Source organism: Lepagella muris (assembly GCF_004793975.1).
Lineage (GTDB): Bacteria > Bacteroidota > Bacteroidia > Bacteroidales > Muribaculaceae > Lepagella > Lepagella muris.
In genome coordinates, this window is record NZ_SRYB01000019.1 from 65,351 (window position 1) to 81,092 (window position 15,742).

The 15,742-nt window shown below is 46.2% G+C and carries 18 protein-coding genes, 1 tRNA gene and 1 pseudogene; 7 read left to right on the top strand and 13 right to left on the bottom strand.

Features of this window, described 5'->3' with window-relative positions; translation table 11 throughout:
- Nucleotides 1–154 precede the first annotated feature (154 nt).
- Nucleotides 155–1,537 (bottom strand): RNA polymerase factor sigma-54, encoded by a 1,383-nt coding sequence (rpoN, locus tag E5331_RS12740; protein WP_135985264.1) that lies wholly within the window; start codon nucleotides 1,535–1,537, stop codon nucleotides 155–157.
- 250 nt (nucleotides 1,538–1,787) lie between these two features.
- Between rpoN and E5331_RS12745 the strand changes: the two genes are divergently transcribed.
- On the top strand, nucleotides 1,788–2,471 hold the full coding sequence (locus tag E5331_RS12745) for a tetratricopeptide repeat protein (protein WP_123483812.1): 684 nt from the start codon (nucleotides 1,788–1,790) through the stop codon (nucleotides 2,469–2,471).
- 124 nt (nucleotides 2,472–2,595) lie between these two features.
- On the opposite strand, the gene E5331_RS12750 is transcribed toward E5331_RS12745, so the two are convergent.
- Both E5331_RS12750 and E5331_RS20995 read right to left on the bottom strand, forming a co-directional pair.
- Nucleotides 2,596–3,879, bottom strand: a complete 1,284-nt coding sequence (locus E5331_RS12750; protein ID WP_123483811.1) for a chloride channel protein — start codon at nucleotides 3,877–3,879, stop codon at nucleotides 2,596–2,598.
- A 536-nt stretch (nucleotides 3,880–4,415) separates the two neighbouring features.
- Nucleotides 4,416–6,019 (bottom strand): annotated as a pseudogene (locus E5331_RS20995) (DUF6377 domain-containing protein).
- Between the two features lie 105 nt (nucleotides 6,020–6,124).
- Here E5331_RS20995 and E5331_RS12765 point away from each other — a divergent pair.
- The 6 genes from E5331_RS12765 (at nucleotide 6,125) to E5331_RS12790 (ending at nucleotide 12,617) form a co-directional block, all read left to right on the top strand.
- Nucleotides 6,125–7,348, top strand: a complete 1,224-nt coding sequence (locus E5331_RS12765) for a M16 family metallopeptidase (protein ID WP_123483809.1) — start codon at nucleotides 6,125–6,127, stop codon at nucleotides 7,346–7,348.
- A 30-nt stretch (nucleotides 7,349–7,378) separates the two neighbouring features.
- Nucleotides 7,379–8,359, top strand: a complete 981-nt coding sequence (gene dusB, locus E5331_RS12770) for a tRNA dihydrouridine synthase DusB (RefSeq protein ID WP_123483808.1) — start codon at nucleotides 7,379–7,381, stop codon at nucleotides 8,357–8,359.
- 101 nt (nucleotides 8,360–8,460) lie between these two features.
- A complete protein-coding gene (locus tag E5331_RS12775) occupies nucleotides 8,461–9,270 on the top strand; it encodes a GIN domain-containing protein (protein WP_123483807.1) in 810 nt (269 codons plus the stop codon).
- A 40-nt stretch (nucleotides 9,271–9,310) separates the two neighbouring features.
- Complete coding sequence (locus E5331_RS12780; protein ID WP_123483806.1) at nucleotides 9,311–10,789, top strand: lipopolysaccharide biosynthesis protein; 1,479 nt, start codon at nucleotides 9,311–9,313, stop codon at nucleotides 10,787–10,789.
- A 281-nt stretch (nucleotides 10,790–11,070) separates the two neighbouring features.
- Nucleotides 11,071–11,146 (top strand) — tRNA-Phe (locus tag E5331_RS12785).
- Nucleotides 11,147–11,354: 208 nt separating this feature from the next.
- On the top strand, nucleotides 11,355–12,617 hold the full coding sequence (locus E5331_RS12790; RefSeq protein WP_135985269.1) for a tyrosine-type recombinase/integrase: 1,263 nt from the start codon (nucleotides 11,355–11,357) through the stop codon (nucleotides 12,615–12,617).
- 38 nt (nucleotides 12,618–12,655) lie between these two features.
- Here the strand turns inward: E5331_RS12790 and E5331_RS12795 are convergent, their stop codons facing one another.
- Genes E5331_RS12795 through E5331_RS12840 form a run of 10 tightly spaced genes read right to left on the bottom strand, consistent with a single transcriptional unit; the run spans nucleotide 12,656 to nucleotide 15,570 of the window.
- The gene (locus tag E5331_RS12795; protein ID WP_135985271.1) at nucleotides 12,656–13,036 is read right to left on the bottom strand and encodes a hypothetical protein; all 381 of its coding nucleotides are present in this window, start codon (nucleotides 13,034–13,036) and stop codon (nucleotides 12,656–12,658) included.
- A complete protein-coding gene (locus tag E5331_RS12800; protein ID WP_135985273.1) occupies nucleotides 13,023–13,283 on the bottom strand; it encodes a hypothetical protein in 261 nt (86 codons plus the stop codon). The genes E5331_RS12795 and E5331_RS12800 overlap by 14 nt, the downstream gene beginning before the upstream one ends.
- Nucleotides 13,280–13,714 (bottom strand): DUF2829 domain-containing protein, encoded by a 435-nt coding sequence (locus E5331_RS12805; protein WP_135985275.1) that lies wholly within the window; start codon nucleotides 13,712–13,714, stop codon nucleotides 13,280–13,282. The genes E5331_RS12800 and E5331_RS12805 overlap by 4 nt, the downstream gene beginning before the upstream one ends.
- A 43-nt stretch (nucleotides 13,715–13,757) precedes the next feature.
- Nucleotides 13,758–14,030, bottom strand: a complete 273-nt coding sequence (locus tag E5331_RS12810; RefSeq protein WP_135985277.1) for an HU family DNA-binding protein — start codon at nucleotides 14,028–14,030, stop codon at nucleotides 13,758–13,760.
- 21 nt (nucleotides 14,031–14,051) lie between these two features.
- The gene (locus E5331_RS12815) at nucleotides 14,052–14,246 is read right to left on the bottom strand and encodes a hypothetical protein (RefSeq protein WP_135985279.1); all 195 of its coding nucleotides are present in this window, start codon (nucleotides 14,244–14,246) and stop codon (nucleotides 14,052–14,054) included.
- Nucleotides 14,243–14,593: a hypothetical protein gene (locus tag E5331_RS12820; protein ID WP_135985281.1), complete on the bottom strand. Its 351-nt coding sequence runs from the start codon at nucleotides 14,591–14,593 to the stop codon at nucleotides 14,243–14,245. Before E5331_RS12820 ends, E5331_RS12815 begins: the two co-directional genes overlap by 4 nt.
- Entirely contained in the window at nucleotides 14,574–14,831 is a 258-nt protein-coding gene (locus E5331_RS12825) for a hypothetical protein (RefSeq protein ID WP_135985283.1), read from the bottom strand. Before E5331_RS12825 ends, E5331_RS12820 begins: the two co-directional genes overlap by 20 nt.
- 2 nt (nucleotides 14,832–14,833) lie before the next feature.
- Entirely contained in the window at nucleotides 14,834–15,055 is a 222-nt protein-coding gene (locus E5331_RS12830) for a hypothetical protein (RefSeq protein ID WP_135985285.1), read from the bottom strand.
- Between the two features lie 3 nt (nucleotides 15,056–15,058).
- Complete coding sequence (locus E5331_RS12835) at nucleotides 15,059–15,283, bottom strand: hypothetical protein (RefSeq protein ID WP_135985287.1); 225 nt, start codon at nucleotides 15,281–15,283, stop codon at nucleotides 15,059–15,061.
- Between the two features lie 5 nt (nucleotides 15,284–15,288).
- Nucleotides 15,289–15,570 carry a hypothetical protein gene (locus E5331_RS12840; RefSeq protein WP_135985289.1) on the bottom strand — a complete coding sequence of 94 codons (282 nt, stop codon included), beginning with the start codon at nucleotides 15,568–15,570 and terminating at the stop codon, nucleotides 15,289–15,291.
- Nucleotides 15,571–15,742 lie beyond the last annotated feature (172 nt).

The window sequence follows — 15,742 nt, forward strand, 5'->3', positions numbered from 1 at the left end:
TTTTATGGAGATGGCAATGTGAATTGTCACCGCCTGTTGGATTGTTATTGTCTTTTAAAATACAAAAGTAGTAAAAAATAATTAAAGAATATTGCAGCTATGATAAAAAAAGGAGTGGAATGCCGACGATTTCATCATTTGTGGAAAATTGAAGTCATAATTCCTTGCGCAGTCGTGCCACCGGTATCCCTTGCCTGTCGCGGTATTTCGCCACGGTCCTGCGTGACACGTCGTACCCCTTTGCCTCCATCTCCTGACGGATCTTCTCGTCGCTAAGGGGATGCTGCTTATCTTCCTTCTCCACGAGAGCGCAGATTTCAGCTTCGATTTTTCTGTTTGTGAGTGTCTCGGCAGCATCGTCCCCCTCCTCGCCGATAGAGTCGCTGAAGAAGAACCTGAGAGGGAATATTCCCCACGGGGTCGCCACATATTTATTGTTTGTGGCGCGGGATATGACCGAGAGATCCAATCCTGTCATGGCGGAAATATCTTTGATCATCATTGGTTTCAGTCGGTATACGTCCTGAGTCATGAAATACTCATGCTGAATTTTCATGATGGCTGTCATTACGGTGATGAGGGTCTCCTGCCTTTGTCGTAATATCTTGATGAAATCTCGGGCATCGTTATATCTTGACGTGATGAACTCACTCCCTCTCTTGGCTTTTCTCCGTTCGCCGGATTCCATCTCTCTGACAGCCTCGGAGAAAGATCTGTCGATTGCCAATTCCGGTATGCGGTTGTTGGTCGCGACTGATAGGATACCGTCTTCCGTAGATATCACAAGGTCGGGGATTATTATATTGGTATTCCCGGCATCGGAGTTTATTGACGCACCGGGCTTCGGGTTTAATGTCAAGATTAGGTCGATGGCTCTCCTAACCCTCTCCTTGTCGATCTTGAGCCCGGTGATGATCCTGTGTGTGTGCTTCATGGAGAAAGCTTCAAACTGCGACTCTATGATTTTCAATGCATCTTCCTTCGGCTGGGAGTCGGAGAGATGACGCAGTTGAATCATGAGGCATTCCCGCAGGTCGGTAGCCCCGACGCCGTATGGTTCAAGGTCTCTTACAATGTCAAGTGCGCGTCGGGCGTCATCCTCCGTGATGTCGATGCCCGGACCGAACGCCATGTCGTTGACTATGGCGGGTATGGTACGGTGCAGATAGCCGTTGGAATCAAGGTTTCCGATAACGTATGTGGCAGCCAGACGCACTTTCTCCGGAATGTCGCGCTCCGACAGCTGGCGGAGCAGGCAGTCATACAAGGATTCGCCTGTGTCGGGAGGGGAGAAGTCGTAGTCGGAATAGTCGTCGGGCGACGAGTTGTTGATGGATGTACGGTATCTAGGCAACTCCTTGTCGACATTTTCCGGCTCCTCCACTACCTCCAGTGCGGGATTGTCTTCAATCTCCCGTTCCACGGCTTCCTCAAGTTCTGGTGCATTAAATTCCAGCATTTTCACAAATCTGAGCTGCTGGGCGGATAGCCTCATTGAGAGACGCTGGTCAAGGGATAATGATTGCGATGAAGACATACGGATTTTATTTAAAGTAGTCCATAATTGATGAAAAACACTGCGAAATTAGCATAAAAATGGGAGTGGAGAGAAAAATATCATGAAAAAATTGCGATTGCGACAAAAAATGCTTAATTTCGCGATTCCAAACCGTAGCATGTGTTAAAAGAGCGAGCCAAAGAGAAATGAGTGCAGCCTTAAGAGACATGCAGGGAAATAAAGCTTAATCAGCGTTACCAAAAACCTCAGTAACAATTAAACAAACGAAATGGCATCCCAGAATACTAATCAGCAGGATGAGACAGCAATCGACAAGATGAACTCGCAGCTTACAGCAGCTGGCGACAAGATTGCAAACAATAAGAAAATCATATACATCACCACCGGAGCGATCATCCTGGTGGCTGTTGTGATATTGGGTTATCTCTTCGGTTATCGTAAGCCCAGAGAGGAGAAGGCGTTTGAGGCGTATAACAAGGTGGAGCAGCAGGCTTTTGCTAACGACTCTATCGCAGCTGCGCAGTATAAGCAGGTCGCCGACAACTTCAGTGGCAGCGATGCCGCCAATCTTGCCGCTCTCAGTGCGGGCGAGGCTCTTTACAACGAGGGTAAGTATGAGGAGGCTGCCAAATATCTTGGGAAATTCTCGTCGGATGATGCGGTGCTTGATGCAAATGCAATGGTGCTGACCGGCGACTGCTACGTCAATCTGAAGAAATATGACGATGCGCTGAGCGCATATCAGAAAGCTGTCAGAAAGGCAGACGGCAATCCGCAGATTGTTCCGCGTGTGCTCCTTAAGGAGGCTAACGTCTATGACGAGCAGAAGAAGTATGACAAGGCTCTTGAATGTTATACTTCCATAAAGAATGATTTCCCGGAGTTCCGCCTGGGGAATGGTCTTGACATCGACGCCTACATAGCGCGTGAAAATGCAAGACTCGGAAAATAAGTGATTTCGAAAGATTGAAGTTAATACAACTTCATTATTAAACAAGGCAATATTACATAAAATAATAAAACATTTGCTTATTTTATGAAAAGGGGCGGTGGCTTTCGAGCCGGGTGCCCTTTTCTTATGCCTTTTTCTTGAGGATATGTTGTCCGTAGCGTGTGGTGATGTATGACACGATGGCACAAATGGTTAGAGGCAATGCAAAATGATAGGATTGCGTCATCTCCAAGATTATGAATATAGCCATAAGGGGTGCCTGTATCGCGCCTGCCATGACTCCAGCCATGCCTATGTATGAGAATGCCCCGACGTGTAGATGCATGTTTAAGCACTGATTGCTCATGGTGGCGAAAATAAAGCCTGCCATGCTCCCTGCGAATATGGTCGGGGCGAAGTCGCCTGCCACGCCGCCACTGCTGTTGGATGCCGACACGGCCCAGCATTTGCAGAGAAGTATGCATATAGCGGCTATTATCAGCAATTTGTCGCCGGATAATATCTCCATCAAAGGAGAACCTTTGGCAAGAGACTCGGGATGCTCGTTGATTACGTCGGTTATGATCGGATAGCCTGTCCCGTACATTGACGGAAACATAAGAAGTGTGGCTCCCAACATCAGTCCGCCCGATAGATTGCGTATCCATGGATTTCGGATACGGGAATAGGCGGCATCCATGTATGATGTAACAGAGGTGTAGTAGATGCTGTATGCACCGCAGAATAACCCCAATAGAATCACCATAGGGATGGCGTGTATCTCAAAGTCGGGATATGCAGTGAATGAAAGATCTGTGCTGAACCCTGTCAGTGCAGAGATGGTGAGATAGGAGGTTAGGCTCGTGACGAACAGCATCAATACGGAATTGACGTTTAAGTTGATACGTAGCAATTCAAGTGAAAACATCAGTCCTCCAATAGGAGCAGCAAATATGGCGGCGATACCGCCGCTTGCCCCACATCCGATAAATGTCTTGAGGGTATCGTTGTCTGCATGGACGTATTGCCCGATATTACTGCCTATGGCGGCTCCGGCAGACGCTATAGGTCCTTCGGCTCCGGCGGAGCCGCCGAATCCGAGCGTTAGGGAGCAGCCGATGAGAGGAGAGATGCATCGGTTGCGCCTTATTTTGTAGAGTCTCTTTCTGAGATTGCGTTTCAGTTGAGCCGTGCCATGCTCAAGATTCTCACGCACAATGTATCTGGAGAATATTCCGGTTAGGATTATTCCCACTGCAGGCGTGATAAGTAGCCACCAGTCGGGCTTTGCATCATGTATGTGAGTCAGGAATACATTTGCCAATGATGAGATTGCGAGCTTCAGCAGCCATGCAACTAATCCTGTGGATATGCCGATTGTGATGGCGAGCAGCAATATGAACGTCTTTGATCTGTAATTATAGGGCATGGTTGATGAGTCTTTTTATGTTATCAGTGTTGTCTTATACTATAACAAATGAAACAGAAGTTTGGAAGCAGGATTATAAATAAAAACAGACTTCTTTCACAAGAAGTCTGCCACGTTGCGAATCAAAATTATTTCTACAAACCTAACATAAACGATTTATTTAATCTAAACTGTCCCCGATTTCTTTCAGAATATCTGAACCTTTTCTCTTTTTTACCTTAATGTAGATTATTACTGTAAAAACTATCGAAATAATAATACTTACCTTATAACCTATGAGTCATTTATCCTTATGAATTATTTACCTATAAATCTATTTTGAGGTGTCTCAGTTGAGAGAGTAGTGATTCTCTCTTTTGAGAACAATGCAAAATTAATCATCAAAAACATGTTTTGCAAGTGATATTAACCATAATATTGTATGTATATAGATTTTATTTAATTTAATATATTGTAAATCATTATGTTGTAAAAATTAAATATAGATTAAATATAAGGTTATATATAGATTATGAAGTGATGATATGACGTGAAAATTAATTGTTATACCCGAGCTCTGCCACGTTCTTGTCGAAATTATCGCGGTCAAATGCGCGATTTCTCATCCTGTTACGGTAAGAATAGACAGTGTTGGAGGAGTAGTTTAGAATCTGTGCGATTTTGTTGCTCTGGTCTACTCCGAGCCTTACGAACGCGTAGATGCGCAGTTCGGGAGAAAGCTGCATGTCGGGCTTAAGCGCTATCTGTTGGTCGGGCATCAGAAGGGTGTTGATATTGTCGACAAAGTCAGGAAACAGGTCAAGGATTGCCTTGTCGATTAGCCGATAGAACTCATCGTTGTCTTCTTCATTGAATCGTCCTGAGGATACGAGCTTCAAAAGATCGTCGGTCTGGCGTGCGTTGATTTTACGGGTGATAAGTTTGCCAAACTGGTCAAGTCTTGACGCATAATTTGAGCAAAGTCCGATGAAGTTGCCTACGTATGCCTCCAGTTTCTTTGAGGCTGTGGCGAGTTTCTTCTCCTTTGCACGCGAGTCTCGTATGTTGCGTATCAGAGAGGTGGAGAGAATCAGTGCGATTATTAGGAGGGTGGTCGATATGAGGAGGTATGCGAGCATCTTATTGTTGGAATCATTGATTTTTTTACGGTAGGCCTCATCAATCAGCGGCATGAATGCGCTATTGATACCATCCTCATTCGTATGTTGCCGCTGTTGGCTTCCTCAAGGGCGAAGTTTATATATTTGAAGGCATCGTCAATATCTCCCATTTCATATAGTCGGTATGCAAGGGTTGGGAGAGCGATACCCTCCTTCACAGATTGCTTTATGTCGCTTTCAGCGGAAAGCGCAAGATATTCCACATATTTCGCGGGATTGCCGAGATTCATGTTGACAAACGCGAGTTGGAAAGCAGCCATAGCATAGATGTTGCTCTCTTTTGGCTGTTCTCTCAATATCGTTTCAAGATTCTTGCGGGCAGTCTCCCACTTTGCATCAGAGGCGAGGCGTTCGGAAAATATGAATTGTCGGAAAGGATCGGAATGAGGGAGAAGGGAGAGCAGGGAATCGTCACATTGGATGTATTTTTTCCTGAATATCTCGGAATATTCCCCATGGTCTTGTACGAATGCCAGCATATAAGAATACAACATCCTCGATGTTTTCCAAAATTCAATGCGGGCGTCATGTGGGAGATTTAGCTTGCTTATAGAGTCAAGTCTCTGTATGGCAGGAGGGAATATTCCGGCGGTGCTGAGAGCCATTATTGTGGCGAGCTCGCTCTTAATTAGGCGTATGCCATTGTCATCTGCCGGGATTGCATAGACCGACTTTTGAGCATAGAATATTGAGGAGTCGGCATTCATCTGTCGGTAAAGTGAGGCTATTTTGAGAAGCACCTCCCACTGCCGGGAGGGCTGGTTGCCTGCTTTAAGTAGATTTTTAAGAGAGTCGATCTTCTCTACTTTCTTTTTTTGATATATAGGTGCCTTGGTGATGGTGGCATTAAGACGTCTTAGCACGTCGTATGGAATCTCCGCCTCAAGACTGCTTGACTGTCCCGAAGGGTTACTGCATGAGGATGCGACAATCAGGAGTATGAAAAGGAGGGGAAGCGATTCTTTAAAAAAACGGCTCATATTCGTTAAGAGTAATTTTAAGGTTTGTGTATCCCTGGGTGGATACGGATACAAAGTTAAGGAAAATTTATTAATTTTGTAGTTCTAAAAAGCAAGAAGGAAAATATGGATCATGCATACAATATCTTCACATTGGCAAACGGTCTGAGAGTGGTCAGCCGTCGGACGAATGGACTCGTCAGTTATATAGGGGCGGTGATTAATGCCGGAAGCCGCGACGAGGCCGGGGATTGCCACGGACTCGCGCATTTTGTGGAGCATACTATATTTAAGGGGACCCTATCACGGCGCAGCTGGCAGATATCGGCGCGTATGGAAGTGGTGGGGGGCGAGCTGAATGCCTACACATCAAAGGAGGAGACGGTGGTCTACACGAATGCCCCGTCAGGTTATGAGGAGAGAGCCATGGAACTGCTTGCCGACATACTGACGGCAAGTTGCTTCCCGAAAGCGGAGCTTGACCGCGAGAGGGAAGTGGTGGTGGAGGAGATCAATAGCTATCTTGACAGCCCGTCGGAATCGGTATATGATGAGTTTGAGGAGCTGGCATACGCCGGATCCTGTCTTTCCCACAATATCCTCGGTTCGCCGGAAAGTGTCAAGAAACTGACCGGGGAAGATTGTCGCGGATTCCTCGACCGTTACTATACTCCCGGCAATATGGTGGTGTATTGCAGCAGTCCGTTGCCGCCGGAGAGGGTGGAGCGGCTCGTGTCGAGATATTTCTCCTGCATGAGCTTTCCTGACAGGGGGCATAACCGTATCGTGCCGCCGCCGATGGAGCCGTTTGACCTGCGCCGCGACCGTGGTAACCATCAGGCGAATACTATCGTGGGTGCAAGGGTGTTCTGTAGGCAAGATCCCCGAAGATATGCCCTCTTTCTTCTGAATAATTATCTCGGCGGACCATGCATGAATTCTCGCCTTAACCGTGAGTTGCGCGAGAGAAGGGGATACGTCTATACGGTAGACAGCAGCGTGGGATTGCTGAGCGACAGCGGACTCCTTATCATTTATTTCGGATCAGATCCGTCGACGGTAGGTAAATGCCGCCGTATAATAGCCGGAGAGCTTGACCGTCTGGCACAGTCGTCGCTATCCGCTGCCACGTTTGAGCGCATAAAACGTCAATATTGCGGTCAGTTGCTCGTCAGCTCCGACAATATAGAGAGCAGATCGATCTCTATGGGTAAGAGCCTGCTGTATTACGACCGTATCAACGACATATCAACCACGGCTGATCGGATAATGGCTGTGACGGCAGAGGAGATGCGTCAGGTGGCTGAACTCCTGTCGCCCGACAAGTGCGCGTGTCTGACGCTGATTTGATAAGACAAAACAAAAATAAGAAAACATACGATGAAAATAGGAAATATTGATCTCGGGGAACGCCCGGTGATGCTTGCTCCGATGGAAGACGTCACCGACCCGTCATTCCGTCTGATATGCCGTGAACAGGGTGCGAAGATGGTCTACACGGAGTTTGTATCATCGGAGGCTCTCGTGCGTAATATCGCGTCGACCGCACGCAAGCTGAATATAGATGAGAGGGAGCGTCCGGTGGCGATACAGATCTATGGACGTGATCCGGAAGCTATGGTCGATGCTGCCAAGATGGTGGAGGACGCCGGTCCGGATATAATAGATATAAATTTCGGTTGCCCGGTCAAGAAGGTGGCGGGTAAGGGTGCAGGTGCAGGCATGTTGAGAGATGTGCCCAAGATGCTTGCAATAACGGAGTCTGTGGTGAAGGCAGTCAGCTTGCCGGTGACGGTGAAGACACGCCTGGGATGGGATGCGGAGAGCAAGATCATAACCGATTTGGCTCCAAGGCTGCAAGATTGCGGTATAGCCGCGCTTACTGTGCATGGACGCACGAGGGCACAGATGTATACTGGGGATGCCGACTGGTCGCTGATCGGCGAACTGAAGTCATCCGGTAAGATGGAGATACCTATAATCGGCAACGGCGACATCACCACGCCTGAGGGAGCGGCTAAGGCTTTCGATGATTATGGCGTTGACGGAGTGATGATAGGGAGGGGAGCGATCGGTGCCACTTGGATTTTTCATGACGTGGAGCAATATCTGCGCACAGGGGAGTGGATTCCGCTGACGGATGCGGAGAAATTTGCCCTGTTGCGTCGTCAGATAAGTGAGAGCATCGACCGCATAGATGAATATCGTGGTATACTACACATCCGCCGGCATCTTGCGGCAACCCCATTGTTCAAGGGTCTGCCCGATTTCAGGCAGACCAGAATACGGATGCTCCGTGCTGAGACGGCTGACGAACTTGAACAGATATTCCGTGAAATAGAAGAAAAGTATTTCGGCTAAAGATTGACGAGACCACGTTATATATGATGTGGCAATGCCTGCTTGTACTCCGTCAGGTAAGCCAATAGGAATAACCACGGGAATAAACATAAGAAAAGTCTATGAATAAAATTTTTTATCTTGTAATCCTACTTTCAGTGTCGTTGTGCGGATGGGCACAGGAAATTAACAACTATAAGGTAGAGGTCGGTCAGTTTGATCGTGTGAAAGTGTGCGACAACGTTAACGTGGTGTACCGTTGTCTGCCGGATTCCTCCGGATTCATACAGTATAGAGGCGACAAGCAGTTTGCCGACGCCTTCATAATCACTCCGAAGAATGGAAATCTGAAGATACAGGTGTCGACAGAGGACGTGGGTCATCCCGACCTCCCGACTCTCTATATATATTCCGATTTCCTTACGGGAGTGGAAAATGCATCTAATTTCAATTTTACGGTGGAAAATCCGGCGGCTTGTGCCGAGTTCAAGGTGACGCAGGTAGGCAATGGCTCCGTGCGCGTGGAGAATGTCAAGGCAAACAAGGTGATTGCCGGAGTGGCTACCGGAAATGGCTCTGTCAACGTCTCCGGCACGTGCAAGGAGGCTGTGCTGAAGATGGTGGGCACCGGCACGATCTCCGCCGACCGTCTTGAGGCAGATGTGGTGCAATGCAAGATTCTCGGCAGCGGTTCGATCGGTTGCTGGCCGTTGCAGAAGCTGAATGTGAGGGGAATCGGTTCGACAAAGGTATATTATAAGGGTGATCCGCAGGTGAAGAAATCGGGAGGCGGCAAGCTCTATCCGTTGCCGGAGGGTCGCACGTCAGGCTCATATATGGAAGGGAATGATTCCATGAAAGAGGAATCTGCCTCTCAGTCAGAAGATGAAGAAGATGACGGGGAGGAGGATGATGACGATGATGATGAGTGAAATGATTATTTTAAGCCGGAAGTGATTAAGAAATAGACTGATGGCAGAAGATGTCAACAACAATACCGACGTGCCGTTGAAACTGAAGACGGCACGTACTCTTAAATGGAATGCCATAGACAGGCTTGCATCGCAAGTGCTTTATGGCGTGGTGGGCATTGTGCTCGCGAATGTGCTCTCGCAGGAGGATTTCGGACTCGTGGGGGCACTTCTCGTTTTTCAGGCATTCGCAATAATATTTGCCGACAGCGGTTTTGGGGCAGCGCTGCTCCAGCGAAAGGACCCGACGGAGAAGGATTATTCCACGGTATTCTGGTTTAACCTCATAGTGAGTGTGGGAATATACTGTATACTATGGTTTGCGGCGCCGTTGATTGCCGATATATTCCAGCATGACCGTAGGTTGATACCGTTGTCGAAAGTGATGTTTCTTACCTTTGTGCTCAACGCTCTCGCGATTGTGCAGACCAACCGCCTCATGAAACGTATGGACGTGAAGATGATTGCCGTGTCGAATCTTGTGGCGCAGACCGGTGGCGGACTCCTTGGCATCGCCCTCGCATTGGCAGGATACGGTGCGTGGGCACTCGTATGGCAGTCGGTGGCATTGGCAGGTATAAAGACGGGGATACTGTGGGCTACCGGGGGATGGTTCCCCACATCATGGATAAAGATAGAATCATTCCGTAAGATATGGCGTATAGGACTGAGCGTATTCTCCTCATCAATGCTCAACACGCTCTTCCTGACGATATATTCCTTCATCATAGGTGCGTTCTATTCATTGAAGTCGCTTGGAGTCTACACACAGGCTGACAAATGGAGCAAGATGGGTAGCGCATCAATATCGCAGGTGCTTACTGCATCATTCGTGCCACTCCTCTCAAGATTCCAGGATAATCCCGACGATTTCCGCCGCTACGTGCGACGCATCAACCGTTTTGGGGCCTTCATAGTCTTCCCTGCCATGGTCGGATTAGCCGCAATAGGGGAGTCATTATTCCATACGCTCTTCGGATCCAAATGGGACGCATCGATACTGTTGTTTCAGATACTGGTGATACGCGGCATATTCGTGGTGCTCGTGTCGCTTTACGGCAACTACATGCTTGCAAAAGGTTACGGCAAACGCCTCTTCATAATAGAACTCATAAAGGATAGCGCGATAGCTTTGGCGATAATATCCACGGTATTTCTTAGAAGCGTAGAATGGCTCGTATGGGGTCAGCTGATAGCCTCAGTTGTCACCTTCGTCATAGTGGTGACAATGACCGGTAGGGCGATTGGCTATAGGGTAGGGGCGATGATCTACGACCTCATGCCCTTTGCCTCCGCCGCCTGCGTCATGTGGTGTGTCTGCCGCATGATGTCGGTCCTCACGCTGCCGGCACCCATGCAGATGATGATTGAGATCACAGTAGGTGCAGCGGCATACCTGCTTATAATGTGGATAGGGAAGAGTCCCGAACTACAGGAAGGCACCGCCTACATCTTCGGACGCTTCCGCAAAAGGAAATAAAAACAGCCTTGACAACGACAAAACCGAGACCGACATATCCGCTACCCACCAAAAAATATCAAAAATACCATACGATCACCCAATAAACGCGAAAAAAAGACAAAAATAAATAGTTGATAAATAATGCGATAAAAATAAAAGATAAAAAATATTGAAAAAAGTGACCAAAAAATTTGGTAGAACCGCAAAAAGTATCTAACTTTGCAATCGCAAACGGGGCTGATAAGGACGCTAGAGAGCGACAAATCAGACAAGAAACTTCAACAGAAGCAACCCCAAAAGGTGCCATAGCTCAGTTGGTAGAGCAAAGGACTGAAAATCCTTGTGTCCCCGGTTCGATTCCTGGTGGCACCACCAGATTGATGAAACTCAGTTTACACTGTACACTAAGTGTTTACTGAGTTTCTCTTTTTATAGCTGATTATCTTAGAGTTAGCCCACTCTAAGTTCTGTCAATACCCTGTACACTTTGGGGTATTTTTGCAGTGTAGTGGCTTGGGTCAGTCAATGATGTGCATATTTTGTGACAGACAATGCGCCAACATTAACTGATTAAAGCAACGTAATGATTACAATCAACTATCAGATGTTCGGGACCAAAGGGTTCCAACTAAGATTGAGGCTCTATCAGGACGGCGAGACAAAGTTTATCAACGTCACCAAAATGCTGAAAGGAGCCATCCAGAAGAAGCACTGGAATCAGAAGAAGCAGCTCTTTATCCCAAGCTGCCCTTTCAGTGATGAGAACAATGCCATGCTGGTTCAATTCCGGCAGAGGTACGATGAAATGGCAATCAACTGGACTGGCAGCGTCTTTGGTATGATAGCTGCTATGGAAACGGCCACAGAGCCCTCTCAGAAGGCCATGACGGTCTCAGAATTTATCCAGTATGTAGTTGACCAGCTCAACAAAAACAAGCACGCAGACGGCTCTGGAAAGGGCAGTTTTGAGAACTACCTGAAATGTGACAAAAGACTTCAGGAGTTCTGCAAGGCAAAAAAGATTAAATACTCAAAACTGTTGATTACGGAGCTTAATGCAGCTTTCGTGAATAACGTGTTTGAATGGGTCGAGCGCGCGCGTAAAGGCACAGGAATGTGCTATGTCTCAAAGATACTCCATTCTTTGATTATGAAAGCTGATAAGGAGGGGTATCTGAAAGCTGAGGATTTCAAGAAATGCAACTGGTTCAAGAAACCAAGCTCCAGCTCCCAGAAGTTCCACACACTGACTGAAGAGCAATGTAAGAAGTTTACCACTCTGGATTTGTCATCAATCTCCAAGTCACCTCTGAATGAGCTGTACCGGGATTTCTGCCTCTTCATTCTCTACACCGGCCAGTCTGCTTGTGACGCGATCGCTCTCCGATATTCGGACATCAAGAAAATAGGCGGTATCAGTCACTTTGTGTTCAACCGAAGAAAGATTGCTGAGAAGCAAGCCGTGCCTTGCTCTGTTCCAATCAATACAGAACTTGACCGTATAATGCTCCGATGGCGAAGATTAGCCAAGGACGGCTATATCTTCCCTATTCGGAATAAGGAGAAACTGAAAACTCAGATCACCAATAATGGGGATATAAAACACTTTATAGGGAATTTGAACAACTGGCTAAAAAAAGTCGGCAAGGCGCTGGGTTGTTCGTTTCCGCTGCATACCTACACTTTCAGGCATACAGCGATAACACATTATATCAGTAAGGGGGTGCCGGTTATATATGTGTCGAATATGATGGGCACCAGCATAGAGAACTGTGAAAAGATCTACTACAACAATCAAGGTGATACTGCCAGTCGAAACAAGGTATTGGCAGCTATGAAGTTCTAAAAAAGATAGGGGCAGCTACTGATTGACTGCCCCTATTCTTATTTTTCTGGTCTCACAAACTTAAAGTTAATTTTACATTCTTTACAGTGTTTGCGGAATATCCTGTAGATTTTGACGAACTCACGTCTGATGGCCCGACGTTCACGTCTTGGTGTCCCTGGAGCGTGATACTCTTCAATCAGGTCGTTTAGTTCATCAGCAAGCCTACAAGCGGTTTTATATCCTGGACTACCAAAGAAAAGCTCCTTTGCCACCTCATTCATCAGAGGCAGATTGACACTACATTCAAATTTGTATGAATGATGAATGTCTATTGGATGTGTGTCTTTGTCAGTCCAAGATACTTCAACAGTGCCGGGGAGAATTTCAAGTTCCTCCCCAGTATTCATATCTCTGAGAAAAACCTTACTCGTTTCCATTGTTAAGAAATTCCTCATCAGTGGGAAGTTCGTCGAGAGTCCAATAAGAAGGTATCTGAACAATACCATTTCCCATATTGCCTATCTCAGTTTCAAGGATTACCGTCTGGCCTTGGGTAATCTTTTCTTTCAGAGAAGGAACGCAATGCTCAATGAAACGCTCGTTATCCTCTCCAAAGGGCCAAACTTCATCAAGTTTTTCAAGCACTTTATCGAGCATTGCGGGATTTGTCAGACGGATTCTCATTCAGGTTCGGAGATAACAACCCAGTCCTCGGCCAGTATATCAGTCTGGGAAGCGAGCCAGCCAGTGAGAATCTGATGCTGTGCAGTGAGCATACAGATAGTGCCAAGGGCTTCGATTGCCCCACCATTGTCATCTGCGAGCTTCTTCAGCATATGATCCTTGCACCATTCGGATTTGACGTTGGCAGCTGGTTTGAGCCAGAGGAACATTCCCTTGCCATTCCAGCCTTTACGGGCCACTTTTGCACCAGCTTTGAGAGCATTGATAGCATCTCCAAAGCTCATTGTTTCAAGCTGCATCCAGGCTCTTTCATGGCCATAGTCAACAGCGAGCATAATCTGCTCTTCACTTTCTTTGTAGGCAGGATTAGCATTTACGGCTTCCTGAGCGAAGTCTTTTGAGACTCCTACGATTGAATCGAATTTTCTCATTACGGTTTCAGTTGGATTTTACGAGGCCGTCCGGGGCACGTTGTTAGAGAACTTTGTCTTTGAGGGTCTTGCTGGGCTTGAATACCGGCATCTTTCTGGCGGCGATGTTTACGACTGCGCCGGTGGCCGGATTGCGACCAATCTTTGCGGCCCTTTCTTTGACCATGAAGTTGCCGAAGTCACGAAGCTCGATACGGCCTCCGCGAGCAAGCTCTTCAGTTACTGTTTCCATAAAGGCTTCTACACACTCAGTGACAGCCTTCTTTTCACGCCCGGTTTTTTGGGCGATCTCGTTTACAATGTCTGCTTTTGTCATTGTTCCTTTGTTTTAGGTGAATTATAATGTGAACTCTATATCAAGTATGCGAGAAAGCCATTGAATCCATGCCTTTCCAGCATATAAGATAATTTCTGATACGATAGCCATTGCTACGAATGGTACAGCTATTAATAGTCCAAGTCCGAAAATTAACAGATATAGCCACTCCAGAGCCTTGGGCTTTTTCTGGATGAATCGAACATCGAATTTCATTTTTCTTTTGGTTTTATGATAATAGTCACTTCAAGAGGTTCGGAATCCCATGTGACTTCAGGGAAAGCGGATTGAGGAACGATGGGTATGCCATTATCCGGGGGCGCACTTCCATGCCATTGTTTTGGCAATTTTTCATAATTTGGTTTGCTGGGTGCTTGTTTACCTTTGAAGAATAAAATCTTTCCAGTAGCATTACGAGCAACCCAGCCATCAATTTTTGTAGATGGTTCAAAGAGAAGTTCAGACTCATTATATATCTGCTTGTTCCCACTCCAGGTTGCGCAATAGGTTGCTGTCTTCTCAACTTCGACAACCTCTCCAGTCTTAATCACTATTGCTTGCATTGTTGTTTTTAGTTAAGATTGCTCTGAAAATTTCATTGCCATTTTGATCAGTTATGCCAAGATGAGTGGTGTTGTTTTCTTCGCACCATCTTTTCAAGTAGTGCTCAAACAAACCTATAATTTCATCATCTGTCACAACTCTACGGTCTTGCGACATTAGATTTGGTGTCTTGGTTTTCTTTGCGAGATAGATTGTTCCTAATCCACTTTCAACAAATACATAATCTTTTGCTGCCATTTTTAACGCTCTTCAATTTTGAGAACAGGTATAGTTGAAGTTTCTTCTCTGGATTCAAAGTAATTGCCGGCATCAACTACTGCTCCGATTTTATCGAATAAGCAAGCTCCAGTTTGTTTAGCCGAACTCCAAAACCAGACTTGGACTTTCTTATCTCTATTTTCTTTCACTTTCCACATTTCCCTTACCAGCTGGTAAAGAGCTTCTAATGTTAGATCTTCCATAAGTCAATTTGATGAATTATTGTTGAATGTGATTAAGTCTCGATTGAATTTCTCTTTATATGTACGGTTTATCATATCACAAACTCCACAAAAGAGTCTGTATGCTTCGGCTTCATCATCTGGGATGAAGCCCATATACCATCCTCTTTGTTGAGTTGGGTCTAAGCATATTACGGCATACCAGTCATCTTGAAGGATTTGATGAACCGCTTTCAGTTTTTCTTCCATAATTATCACTGTTTATTCTTCAATTCTTTGACCTTTCGGTCAAAATAGTTGCAGGCAACAAAGATTGTCGTATCTGTCGGTAATTCCCAACGATTGAGATAGTACGCACAATCTCTTGCTGTCTCGTATTTCATTTGTTCTAACTTACGTTTTCGCCATTTGCGTGAGGATATAATACCTCTTGCTTCGTGAATTGCAAACCACCCTAATGCGAAAGCAAAAAGTAAGATGATCATTGCCATCAGTGTGAGTATCGCATACCCGATACATAATGCTGCTGTTTCCATACTTAATGATTTATTTATTTAATACTCCATTGTATTTCTCGATATTCGTTAGTCGCTCACGGATAAACCAGAAGAAATGATTTTCTCTCCAGTTTTTCGATACCACCCACGAAAAAGTGGGCACGGTCAACCATGTTGGGTCAGGTGCAGCTTCTTTGAAAGTGAATACTGC